Below are 12,903 nucleotides of genomic sequence, written 5' to 3'. Positions count from 1 at the left end.
TTGTTATGATAAAACCCCATCACTAAGTTATAATGCGCTGTTGCGCCAACTTGGTGATGGAGTTTTGATGTTGCCATGAATTTAATTTAGATACTTCGATTAATTTACAATACTAGGCCAATGATTGATCCTGAAATGATTGAAGCTAGAGTTGAACCAAGTAACAGTCTCATTGCAAAGGATGCAACTTTCTCTCCTTGTTCATCACTAATGCCTTTAATTGAACCTACGATGATACCAACCGTACCAAAATTAGCGAAGCTTACTAAGTAAACTGAAATGATACCTTGTGTTCGAGCAGATACATCACCCAGGACATTTTTAAAATCAAGCATTGCTACAAACTCATTTGTAATTAATTTAGTCGCCATTAAAGAGCCAGCTGGAACAGCTTCGCTCCATGGAATCCCCATTAAGAATGCGATTGGTGCAAACACATAGCCAATAAGCTGTTTAAAGTTCAAACCAACACTACCAAACATGATATTAATTGCTTCCATTAATGAAATAAATGCTAACAACATTACGGCTACTACAACAGCGATTTTAAACCCATCCATCGCACTATCACCAATCATTTGGAAAAAGGCAACTTTCTTAGGTTTTCCTGTTTTTCCATTCAATGTTTTAGTTTCTGTGGATTTCGTTAAGTTATTAATTTCAACATCAGTATCATCAGATTTATAGGGATTGATTACACTGGCGATGATAAGCGCACTAAAAATATTTAACATTACTGCTGTAACTACGAACTTAGGCTCAATCATCTGCATATATGAACCCAACATTGCCATACTAACAGCACTCATACCAGATGTCGCAATTGTATATAATTTTGCTCTAGACAACTTTGGTATAATATCTTTTATAGTTAAATATACTTCTGGCTAACCGAATATTGCTGTTGAAATAGCAAAGTAACTTTCTAAGCGCCCCATTCTAGTTATTTTATTAATAGCGATACCTACATATTTGATAATAAATGGTAATACCTTAATATAATTAAAAATGCCTATTAATACAGAAATGAACACTAATGGCAGCAACACATTTAAAAAGAATGTAAAGCCATTTTTATTTTGTATATCTCCAAAAACAAAGTTTATACCTGCTTTACTAACATTTATTAACCCTTCAAAAAATGAACCTAATGCAGTTAAGATTGTTAAACCAATCGTTGTGTTCATCATAAATAACACAATCAACACTTGAATAAATATCATTATTAACGTCTTTTTGAAGTCTATGTTTTTACGATCAAAACTGAATAAAAACGCAACAAATAGTGCAAATGCTATCCCTGTGATAGCGAATAAAATATTCATGTATCATCACCTACAACAATTTATTAACAGCGACAGCAATTTTAGCACCCAACGCCGCATTGTTTTCAACAAGTTTTATATTTGCTGCTAAACTTTTACCATTCGTTTTTTCTACAATTTTCCCTAACAAGAACGGTGTGGCGTCCTTACCTTTAATACCTTGATTTTCGGCTTCAACAACAGCTTCATTTATGATTGCCTCAATATATGCTTTTGATAAGGCATGCTCATATGGAATTGGATTAGCAACAACAATACCACCTTCAAGATTTAACTGCTGTTTTGTTAAATGAATGTCAGCAAGTCGTTCTGGCGTTTCAACCGAACTTGTTAACTTAACACCGCTTTCGCGAGTGAAGAATGCTGGCAATTCATTCGTTTGATATCCAATAACTGGAACGCCTTTTGTTTCTAAATACTCCATTGTCTTAGGTAAGTCTAAAATTGATTTGGCACCTGCACAGATAACAGTGACATTTGTTTTAGACAATTCTTCTAAGTCTGCTGAAATGTCCATCGTATGTTCTGCACCTTTATGGACACCACCAATACCTCCAGTAACAAAAAATTGAATACCAGCCATTGCAGCACATATCATCGTCGTCGCTACAGTAGTAGCACCAATACGCTTCATCGCAACAATTTCTGCTAAATCCCTTCTAGACACTTTAGCAACGTCTTTATTAGTTGCAAGTATTTCTAAATCTTCACTTTCTAAACCAATTTTAATTTTGCCATCTATAATGGCTATGGTTGCTGGAATGGCACCATTATTCCTGATAATTTGCTCTACTGTTGTTGCCATTTCAACATTTTGTGGGTACGGCATACCATGCGATATAATTGTTGATTCTAATGCTACAATCGGTTGATTGTTCTCCCGTGCTTGCTGAACTTCTCGAGAATACTCAATATACTTTTGTAAATTTGCCATTTTTATAATCCTCCATATCGTGATAAAGTTGCTGTTGATCTAGGTTTTGCCTAACTGTATATTTCGTTTCTATCGTTTTCTTTGCGTTAACCATACCAGCAATTAATATATCTTCAGTAGACATCCCATTTAACCAGCTATACACTACTGCAGCACAGAATGAATCACCTGCACCTGTAACATCTTTCACACTATTTGATGGCATAACTGACTTGATGATTTCTTCCTCACCACTTCGATAAATGAGTTCTTTCACGCCATTTGTCACAATAACATTTTTAACACCTAAATCATTCCAGCGTTTAGCAGCTATTTTTAAATCATCAGTAGATTCTATTTTTAAATTTAAGTATGTTTCTGTTTCATCTTTATTCGTGATAATCCAATCAATAGCATGTAATGAATCAGGCATATTTTTCATTTTTGGGGAAGAAACCGTGGTGATAACTAATTTGATTTGATGTTTCGTGGTATAGGCACATAAGAAGTTTAATGCCTCTTTGCCTAAATTCAAATCGACAATAATGCACTTAGCCTTTTTCAATAAGTGTGAACGCTTAATTAAAAATTCAGGCGTAATGTAGTCAAACACTTCCATATCTGCTAAGCCATATGTCATGTCGCCTTCTTTACTAATTAAAGCTGTATATGAACCTGTACTCGCATTTTCAAATTGTTGAACATGATCCAAATTCATAAATGGTGTGGACAATCGTTTAATCATTTCCCATTCACTATCTTGTCCACTAGCAGATAAAAAAGCGACCGTTTCGCCAAGCCTACCTAAGTTCTCAGCAATATTTCTTGCTACGCCACCAATAGAACGTGTTGACGTTACAGGATTTGATGTTTCTGCAACTAAATCTTTATGCACATAAAACTTACGATCTACATTCGCTGCGCCAATACAAACAATAGGATAATCTTCATTTAAAACATATGCCTTTCCCATAACATATTCCTTTTGTATTAATCCTGAAATAATGTTTGCTACGCTGGGTCTAGATAATCCAATTGCCTCAGCAAGTTCACGTTGTGAAATAAACGGATTATCTTTAATTCTTTTTAAAATTTCTTTCTCAGAATCGCTCATAACATCCCTCCTCATATTGACTTAAAATACTTGAATCAGTGAATTTACAAAAATATCGTAGCATGCAGTTATTTCCGTTGTAAACGCTTACATTTACCGTTATATTAATGATATTTGTTTATAAAATACGCATAATTTCGTAAAAAGTAAGTTCATTCCATCGCGTAAAAGGCACCTGAGAAAATGATAAATGTTTATACAGTATGATATTTGTCGACTATAAATTATGACATTTTTATGTCTTATATTTTTCTATAAAAAAACGTGACTCATTATCGACTGTTACATCGACTGAATCACGTTACTATGTTTTATTTGTTTTTACTATTCAATATGATGATGCTATGCGTCTACTGCACCTCGATTAATCATGTCTTGCTTAGTAACAATTGGATATTTTTTAAATACAATTGAACCAAGATAACCTGCAAGCGTACCTACAATCGCCATTACTACACCATAAATCACAATTGTCGTCGGATGATTAAATCCAAACATAACTAAAAATCCTGCAATCGGTGTAGCTGTACCTGTCGCATCGTTAATTAAACCTGACATAGCAATAATTAAACCAGCAATCGCACCACCAAAGAAATTTGTAATATAGATTGGAATTGGATTGGCTGATACAATATCTGCTTGTGATAAAGGTTCAATACTTACTGCAATCGTAGACTTACGATCACCTAATTTTAAGCGATGGAATAGCGTCCCATTCATAAATGCCGAACTAAATGCTGCCATGGCACCAATAGCCATAGGTACACCCGTTAAACCTAATAATGCTGTCAATGCCATTGAACTCAATGGCGCTGTGCCGACAACCGTGATAATACCACCTAAAATGATACCCATGATAATTGGATTCGTATTCGTACTACTTTGGATAATATCACCAATTCTAATCAATGTACTATTCACTACTGGCGTTAATAATACTGCAATAAGACGAGCTAATGGCGCTAAGATGACAATCGATCCAATTAAGTCGACACCATCCGGCACATATTTCTCTGTATATTTCATCACATATCCAATCATATAACCCGCAAAGAAACCTGGTAATAAATCCATACCACCGCACGCGGCTGCTATAACTAATGCATATACTGGTGACACACCGATAGCTAATGCTGTTAATCCAGCGGCAGCGACACCACCTAGACTTCCCGCAGCATCCCCTAGCTCTCCTAAAAATTTAATACCAAATACTTCGCCACCAACATATTTATTAAATGCTTCCACTAAAAATGTTGCAATCGCTGCATTTGCCAATGCGCCCATAGCACGCATACCATTAGGCGCTTTATATGTAAATAATGTAAAAATGACTAAGACTAAAAATAAAAATAAAGTACCTATTAATAAATCCATTAAGCATGACCCCCATTATGATTATTTATATTCAATCCCCATAGTCAAATATTGAATACTTAGAGGCCATTTTACTACAAAAAATATTATATTTCACGGAATATTTCTAATTTTCGATAATAATTATTATTAATTGAATGTGAAAGTTTATTCAAATAATACATGGATATAAAAATACCGGCACACAATGTGCCGGCTTGATAAATTATTCTACTGTTTCATTTTCAAGATTAAGAACGCCATCTTTCATATGATACGAACGGTCACAATATGCCTTAAGCCTTTCATCATGTGTAACGATAATACACGCTTTTTCTCTTTGTTTGGCTTGGTCACGCAGAATTTTAATAACCTCAATTGCATTTTCAGTATCTAACGATGCAGTGGGTTCATCCGCAAGTATAATAGAAGGATTTGTATACAATGCTTTCGCAATTGCAACACGCTGTTTCTGACCACCTGAAATTTCTGACGGTAATTTATTGAGTAAAGAATTTAACCCTAATTGCTTCATAAGTTGCTCATAGTCCTCGTTCGACATGACATTCTTATTTTTCTTTTTCAGTAAGGTAAATTGCTGCTTTACCGTTAAAAATGGCACAAGATTGGTCGCCTGTAATATAAACCCTATCTCAGACATTCTTACCTTCGCTAATGCTTTTTGCTTCATTTCCGTAATATCTTGATTATTAATTAAAATATTACCAGATGTCGGCGTTTGTAAAGCACCTGCCATAGTTAAAAATGTACTTTTACCAGACCCAGAAGGTCCAACTAATGCTACAATATCACCTTTATTTATTTCAAAGTTTGTATTTTTAACCGCTTCAATTGTACGATTACCATCTTTAAATGACTTCATTACATTTTCAAATTTCAACATTCGCTACACCTCCTATCCAATCGCCTTTAACGGATCTATTTTTCTAATCGTTAAAATGGAGAATAAACTTCCTAATACGGAGACAATCATTAACACAACTGCAAATACGAGTAATGTTAGTACATCAAATTTGACCGGTACTGCATCAGGTAAAAATGCACCTGTAATGCCTGTGAATAGTAATCCCAATGCCGTACCGAATAGTGCTAATATGACCGTCTGCGAAATTACCACATTCGCCAAATAGCCATTCGTAAATCCTTGAGCTTTTAATATGCCAAATAAACTCGTCTTTTGTAATGTCATGACATATAGGAAAATACCAATCACTGTTGCTGAAATGACAAATAAGAACGAAATCATAAAGTTTAATGTTAAGTTTTGCGGTTTGTAACCTGGTAAATTTTCAATAAAGTCATTAATACTTACTGCTTCAAGTTTTTGATTTAATTTTTTGTCTTTCCAATTTGCATCACGTACAACAACTGCATTGATTTTATCGCCACTTAATCGAGGATTAATTTTAGCTATGGTAGCATCATTCGTAAAAATGACTGGTGATGCATTATACTTTGCACTTTCTGTAAAACCTACAATATGCAATTTTTCATCAGATTGAGATAGTGTTAATGTGTCACCAATCTTAAACCCTTTATTTTTAAGTGTTTCATCTGCTAACACTTCATTATCTTTAGTTGCTTTATGCCCATCGATTAGACTCGGAACTATAAACGACGACTTTTCAACGCCGAACACTAAGACATTGTCTTTTTGATGACCATTAGAAACAATTTCCCCTGTTTGCTTCAATGTAGCTTGTTTCTTGTATTTATTTTCAATATCTTTCTTATTAAAAATAGATTGTTGCACAGTTTGATTAGCATCCTTATTTAACACAATGGCATTCGCATGCCACTTATCAATACCTTCTTTATTCATATTAATTAAACCATTAGCTAATCCCGACAATAGAAAAAGTAAGTAACTTATCATTGCCAACACACCAATAATCAGTCCAAACTTCAATTTGTTGCGCCGTATTTCATTCCAAGCTAAAAACATGGATTCCTCTCCCTACTACTATGATTTAAACATTATTTATATTCTTAGATGCGCGTACGCCAAGTTGCGCTATGTAATGTTATATATACACTTATTGTTCATTATACCCGAACTTTTATTATTAAAAGCAAATTTATGGAAAATGCAATTAGTTGCCTATTGCTTTTGTACTGTACATTTAAAATTAAGGAACAATTTAAAAACGCCTACATATACCTATAAGTACATGTAGACGTCCAATTCATATGTTAATTAACTTCGCCTGTTTTAGGATCGAATTGTTTAATAGAATTTTTACGTAATTTATCTTTTGTTTTATCACTAGCTTTATAGTTATTGTTATAAATTGTAGCTTCCCAACTACCATACATTGGGTTAGGGAAAATAATATATTTCTTACCAAAATCATCTTTATGTTTTTCGATTAAAGCTTCACGAGATTCAGCTGTTGCTTCTTTTGGATCTGTAAAGTCTAATAAATTGTCTCCAAATAGCATGACAAGTTTATGATCTTTTTGAACCTTTTGTCTGCGTGATTCTTTACTCTTATCATCTTTACCTTTTAGTAAAATATGACTCTTCTTAGCTTGAGGGATACCTTGTTGTTTTAAGTTCTTTTGTGTTGCCTTTAAATCTTTCTCTTTATCTCTATCAGAAATATAGTAGATATCGACACCTTTTTCATCAGCATATTTCAAGAATTCTTTTGCGCCATAAACAGGCTTAGCTTTAGCAGCTTGTACCCATTCATGCCAACCTTCTGGGAAAGGTTTATTATGTATTGATGCATAGCCTTGATACGGAGAATTATCTAAAACTGTTTCATCTAAATCTAATGCAATTGCTAATTTATGCTTACCTTTATTCTTTTTAATTTCTTTATCTAGTTGAACTTTCGCACTGTTATAACCTTGCAAATATAAAGCTTTTGCTTCAGCTGAATTTTGGTACCAAGAAACTGCCATAATATTCTGATTTCCAAGATTCACTTTTTGTGAAGCCGGCATTGAAGCTTGTTGCGTTTGTTGAACTTCAGCAGAACTTTTGGCAATCGCTGTAGAATTTGTCGTTTGTGGTGCTGAAACTGTAACCGCTACCGATAATGATGCTATTGCAATATACTTTGAAATTTTATTCATCCTATCACCTCATGATTAATATTTAAAATACAGTTAAAATTATAAATGTATTTATTTAACTTTGCTATACTATGCAAAGATATTTAATATAATTTCTTGAAAAGCTAACAAATATGTGAACATTTCATATAAGCATGATTTAATTGGAGACCTATAACATGAGAGAGATTTGTGATTTATCACGTAATAAACTTTAATTCATTTGAGTGACTAGGCCTTCCTATCAGACATATTCACTCATCCACGTATCATTATGTGTACAGTGTGCTATCTCTTATTTATCTATTGGAACAACCATAAACTCATCCATAGTTTACCTTTTATAAATAGCAGTCCTCACTCATACAATTTCTCATAAAAATCACAACGCTCCAACGTATTTCCAACTTACTTTCACCTATTTTAATTCATAAAAACGACACTTTAATTGTCATTATCCAATAACGCCAAGTTATTATTATTGCAATCTTTTTTATAAAATAATAGAATCATAGTATTGTGATTTAAAGATAAAGTAAGAACGTTTTTATTTTTCAGATTTTTTAAATTATTATGAATATCTAGTTTTAGGAAGGAAATTACATTGAAAAAACAAGTTATTATTTCGGGCCTCATGTTATTTTCACTCTTTTTTGGAGCCGGAAATTTAATATTCCCGCCCATGCTTGGCCATACAGCGGGTCAAAATATGTGGATTGGTATGCTAGGCTTTGCCCTTACAGGCATATTACTCCCATTTATTACTGTTATTGTTGTTGCATTTTATGATGAAGGTGTTGAAAGTGTAGGTAATCGTATACACCCATGGTTCGGATTTATTTTTGCTGTCGTGATTTACATGTCTATCGGAGCATTTTACGGTATTCCACGTGCTGCAAATGTCGCGTACGAAATTGGTACAAGACACATTTTACCTGTGCATAACCAATGGACTTTAATTATATTCGCAGCAATCTTTTTTGCCATCGTTTACTGGATTAGTTTAAATCCATCGAAAATCGTTGATAATTTAGGTAAATTATTAACACCGTTATTACTATTAATGGTCGCTCTATTAAGTATTGCTGTCATTTTCAACCCTGAATCTGCACTAAGTGCACCTAAGGATAAATATATAACACATCCTTTCATTTCAGGAAGTTTGGAAGGCTATTTTACAATGGACCTTGTTGCTGCGTTAGCTTTTTCCGTAGTCATTGTCAATGGCTATAAGTTTAAAGGGCTCACAGATCGCATGAAAATTTTAAAATATGTCTGCTTTTCAGGTCTTATTGCAGCCATATTACTTGGAATGATTTACTTTGCACTTGCATACGTTGGGGCATCAACAGCTCCAGGAAACTTTAAAGATGGTACAGATATATTGACGTACAACTCATTACGAGTGTTTGGTTCATTTGGCAACATAGTATTTGGTATGACAGTGATACTTGCATGTTTAACAACATGTATAGGACTCGTCAATGCTTGCGCCACATTTACTAAGAAACACGTACCTAAGTTTTCTTATAAAATATTCGCACTTATTTTCTCTATCATAGGGTTCTTATTTACAACACTTGGTTTAGAAATGATTTTAAAAATTGCTGTCCCATTGCTGACATTAATATATCCTGTATCAATCGCACTTGTGCTCATATCATTTGCTAACATGTTTAGCACATTCAGATTCAGTTGGGCATATCGACTCGCAACTATTATTACATTGATTATTTCAATTTTACAAATACTAAATAGTTTCAACTTATTACACGGTGTTATTTTGAAATGGTTTATGATGTTACCTTTAGCAGATATCGATTTAGCTTGGCTTGTACCATTCATGCTCTTTGCTATTATCGGTTTCATAATCGATGTATTGATACGCCGCCCGAAACAAACGACAACTTAATAAATGCTCACTGCCTAGTAATGATTGCCCCCTCGTTACTAGGCTTTTTTATATGAAAATCTGTATTTATTCATTGATACTAACTGACGATTAATTATTTTAAAATAAATGATTTGTTAAAAAATCCTAGCTGTTATTCAAAAATATTAGTTTTTAAAATTAATTTTGTGAAATTATTCACAAATAAGGCGATTCATAGTATACTCTGATTAACAAATGAAAAGTGAGGATGTCATTGTGAAGGAGAAACATATTAAATGGGATAAGATTTTTTATGGGGACGACTGGGTAAATAACGTAGTCGAAACAATAAGAACAAAAGATATATTACAAAGCGTTTATTTAAAACGTTATTTATTACGCGCGATGATGGCAGGATTTATTATCGGGATTATTACGGTCTTCGTATTATCAGTTAAAGCAACACACGAACCAGATTTACCGCCAGGCATTGTGAATATGGCCAGTGCCATTACATTCAGCTTTGCGTTAGTACTCATTTTATTTACAAACTCCGAACTACTAACCAGTAACTTCATGTACTTTACTGTAGGCCTGTATTATAAAGTAATTAAACCGACTAGAGTATTGAAAATATTTTTATTGTGCTTTGCAGGAAATATTTTAGGTGCTGCTATTTTATTTAGTTTCATGCGTTTTTCAAATGTAATGACGCCAGATATGTTAAATCAGTTATCAGCAGTTATTGAGCATAAAACGTTGTCTACTGGTTTTGTAAGTATATTAATGAAAGCGATATTCGCCAATTTCTTTATCAATATTTCATTAGTTATTGCCATGCAAATTGACGATGTACTCGCAAAAATGTTTGTCATGATGTTCGGAGTTACCATATTCGCCTTTATGGGTTATGAACACGTAGTTTACAACAGTTGCTTATTTATGGGAGGCTTAATTTATCAAGTTGATACATTGCACTTCATACCAGCTATTTCGAATATCGCTGCGGCTTTTATCGGCAACTATATTGGAGGCGGACTCATTATAGGTTTATTCTATGCTTACTTGAATGATCATCATCAATTTTATAAAAATAATTAACTCTATTTGAACAATGCGTTAGTCGATGCCTTTAATATTTAGAAGTGCATTGTCTAACGTATTTTTTTAAAGCTCGTCAATGGTTTTTGTCCGATGCCATGAGCATTATCAAATACAAAGTGCTCTCTTAAAAGCAGCTATTGACTGAACATCTACTTCTAAGAGAGCACTTTATTTAATTGGTTAATTTGTTAAAAACTACCAGAAATATAATTACTTAAGAAATCTTGAAATTTCAATATATGATATTTATGATAAGTCGCTTATTTCATCTTTAGGCTTGTTATTAGTAAGGAGTTTAATACCACTGACTAACCATAAAGCAAATGTAATTATGTTACCACTTATTACAGCTCCAATAATCAACAATATACCACTCATTTTTTTGTTTTTAGATGCTTTAAACATACCGATTGCACCTAAAATAATTGAAATGATTCCAAATATGAATAGGAATAAGAATAATACAGTGAAAATTGCTGCTGCTGTTTCTGCATCAACTGGGTCAACCTCACCATTAACTGTTGTTGACACATCTGTAGTCATTGCCCCTGATGCTGCTAAAACCATAAATAGTAAACTAAATATAGTTGCTAAACCTTGAACTGAAATACCTATTATTGTCATTATTTTGATCGATTTTTCCATTGTCTTACTCCTTTATTATTATTTACAAACTTACGTTTGTGTTCTTATATATAAATATTTAAATTTATATCGTGTTTATTGTGAAAATTATTGTCGCTAAAGTTCATTTATTTTTGAAAATGGTTAAAAGTTTTAAAGAAAGCATACGTTAATTTTTTTCCACTTCTACATTTTCATCTTCATAATCTGCTTTATGGTCTTTCATATACTTAATTGGGTCTATTTCTCTATTGATCTCTGCCTTACCATCTTTTATTTCATATGCGAAATAATACATTTTTTCACGATCTTTATACAATTGAATACCAATAACAATGACTTTACCATCTTTATAAACATGTGTATTACTGTCTTCTTGTTTAATGTCTGTTTTAATAGTGTTTTGTACTTTCGAGGCAATTTTATTCATTTGATTCTGTTCTTTGTACACTTTATCAATATCTTTTTGATACTTTTCACCTTTATTAGAACAACCTGCTAATACAATAGCTAACATTAAAAATACTACCAATATTCTTTTCATCATTTTTCTCCTTAGATGGCTGTCATTTTCCACACACTACAATACTGATAATATGCTTTATCATTGTAATGTTTGAACAATGTTTAACCAATTGTTATAAACTTAAAATTCGTTTAAATGTTTGACGCAAGATTTTGATTAATTATGATATTAAAGTCTTCTTAATATAAACATCTATTTCAGTATTAATTTACAATTATCTACTGAAAATTATGTCATCATAATAAATTATGCAATAACTATTTGATACCTTTACATTGCTATGTATCTCTAAAAATTGCCTCCCACACATTTATTTCATAACCAAATATTTAACTATTTATAATTATAGTAAAAAACATTTTAATAGTATATACTTTTCTCATTTTTTTGATATAAGTTTTAAAAAATAAGTCGATGTACATCAACTTTATAAAATACACTACAATAACCTTTGCAATTAATGACAATTTTAAATTTATATCGTGATTTGTTAATTAGTTGAACTCATTTATCCATGATGTAAGGATACCGATAAGCTAATTGACTTTTTAAGTTGCAAATAATCTTATCTTTTACCTTCTTCTTTGAGTCAAATGTAAAACAAGGTTGGTTTTGCACAGCCTTTTATAACATGTCTGCTACTCTTGCTCTTTAACATACTTCTCTACTTCTCGAATTTCTTCCATTTCGTATTCCGTTTCTGGTAAAACACCAAACTTTTTATACATATAATAGTTTTCCTTTCCTGATGGGCCAAAACCTAATTTAATCCAATCTATATAATCAAAAGATACGTTTAATTTACCTTCGCTTGTAAAGTCAAATTCGCATGATGTCCATGGTTCTAAATCTTCTTCTTTAAATAAATCCCTTAAATTCATAAACAAGTAATAAAGATTCATCCATAAATCATCAAATATTTCTTCTGAAATATTATAATCTCTAGATATATCCGTGTAATAATTCAATTCATCGCTACCTGGTTTA

The 12,903-nt window shown here is 32.5% G+C and carries 11 protein-coding genes and 2 pseudogenes; 3 read left to right on the top strand and 10 right to left on the bottom strand.

What is annotated here, in order from left to right; translation table 11 throughout:
- Positions 1-104 precede the first annotated feature (104 nt).
- The 4 genes and pseudogenes from HMPREF2658_RS14610 to HMPREF2658_RS07335 form a co-directional block, all read right to left on the bottom strand.
- Positions 105-1,325 (bottom strand): annotated as a pseudogene (locus HMPREF2658_RS14610) (NupC/NupG family nucleoside CNT transporter).
- Between the two features lie 10 nt (positions 1,326-1,335).
- The gene (locus tag HMPREF2658_RS07345) at positions 1,336-2,259 is read right to left on the bottom strand and encodes a pseudouridine-5'-phosphate glycosidase (RefSeq protein WP_000002063.1); all 924 of its coding nucleotides are present in this window, start codon (positions 2,257-2,259) and stop codon (positions 1,336-1,338) included.
- Positions 2,234-3,352, bottom strand: coding sequence for a carbohydrate kinase (locus tag HMPREF2658_RS07340; protein ID WP_001283968.1), 1,119 nt, complete (start codon positions 3,350-3,352; stop codon positions 2,234-2,236). Before HMPREF2658_RS07340 ends, HMPREF2658_RS07345 begins: the two co-directional genes overlap by 26 nt.
- A gap of 342 nt (positions 3,353-3,694) precedes the next feature.
- Entirely contained in the window at positions 3,695-4,681 is a 987-nt protein-coding gene (locus tag HMPREF2658_RS07335; protein WP_223200606.1) for a PTS sugar transporter subunit IIC, read from the bottom strand.
- Between HMPREF2658_RS07335 and HMPREF2658_RS14860 the strand changes: the two are divergent.
- Positions 4,635-4,789, top strand: a pseudogene (locus HMPREF2658_RS14860) (hypothetical protein). The gene HMPREF2658_RS07335 and the pseudogene HMPREF2658_RS14860 sit on opposite strands and share 47 nt — an antisense overlap.
- Positions 4,790-4,931: 142 nt before the next feature.
- Here HMPREF2658_RS14860 and HMPREF2658_RS07330 read toward each other — a convergent pair.
- The 3 genes from HMPREF2658_RS07330 to HMPREF2658_RS07315 form a co-directional block, all read right to left on the bottom strand.
- A complete protein-coding gene (locus HMPREF2658_RS07330) occupies positions 4,932-5,609 on the bottom strand; it encodes an ABC transporter ATP-binding protein (protein WP_000911015.1) in 678 nt (225 codons plus the stop codon).
- Between the two features lie 12 nt (positions 5,610-5,621).
- On the bottom strand, positions 5,622-6,671 hold the full coding sequence (locus HMPREF2658_RS07325; protein WP_000477921.1) for an ABC transporter permease: 1,050 nt from the start codon (positions 6,669-6,671) through the stop codon (positions 5,622-5,624).
- A 248-nt stretch (positions 6,672-6,919) separates the two neighbouring features.
- A complete protein-coding gene (locus HMPREF2658_RS07315; protein ID WP_001033894.1) occupies positions 6,920-7,810 on the bottom strand; it encodes a 5'-nucleotidase, lipoprotein e(P4) family in 891 nt (296 codons plus the stop codon).
- A gap of 583 nt (positions 7,811-8,393) precedes the next feature.
- Here HMPREF2658_RS07315 and brnQ point away from each other — a divergent pair.
- Together brnQ and HMPREF2658_RS07305 are read left to right on the top strand one after the other, a co-directional pair.
- A complete protein-coding gene (brnQ, locus tag HMPREF2658_RS07310; RefSeq protein WP_000745101.1) occupies positions 8,394-9,701 on the top strand; it encodes a branched-chain amino acid transport system II carrier protein BrnQ2 in 1,308 nt (435 codons plus the stop codon).
- A 237-nt stretch (positions 9,702-9,938) separates the two neighbouring features.
- A complete protein-coding gene (locus tag HMPREF2658_RS07305; RefSeq protein WP_000659770.1) occupies positions 9,939-10,763 on the top strand; it encodes a formate/nitrite transporter family protein in 825 nt (274 codons plus the stop codon).
- A 249-nt stretch (positions 10,764-11,012) separates the two neighbouring features.
- Here the strand turns inward: HMPREF2658_RS07305 and HMPREF2658_RS07300 are convergent, their stop codons facing one another.
- From HMPREF2658_RS07300 to HMPREF2658_RS07290, 3 genes are all read right to left on the bottom strand, one after another.
- On the bottom strand, positions 11,013-11,411 hold the full coding sequence (locus tag HMPREF2658_RS07300) for a DUF4064 domain-containing protein (RefSeq protein ID WP_000415662.1): 399 nt from the start codon (positions 11,409-11,411) through the stop codon (positions 11,013-11,015).
- 148 nt (positions 11,412-11,559) lie between these two features.
- Positions 11,560-11,934: a DUF4467 domain-containing protein gene (locus HMPREF2658_RS07295; RefSeq protein ID WP_000822169.1), complete on the bottom strand. Its 375-nt coding sequence runs from the start codon at positions 11,932-11,934 to the stop codon at positions 11,560-11,562.
- Between the two features lie 620 nt (positions 11,935-12,554).
- Positions 12,555-12,903, bottom strand: a 349-nt coding sequence (locus HMPREF2658_RS07290; protein ID WP_256337744.1) for a TIGR01741 family protein, incomplete at its 5' end; no start/stop codon positions are given.

Origin of the sequence: Staphylococcus sp. HMSC062H10 (assembly GCF_001836945.1) — a bacterium.
In the GTDB taxonomy this organism is placed as follows: Bacteria; Bacillota; Bacilli; order Staphylococcales; family Staphylococcaceae; genus Staphylococcus; species Staphylococcus aureus.
This window is presented reverse-complemented; position numbering and strand designations above follow the sequence as displayed.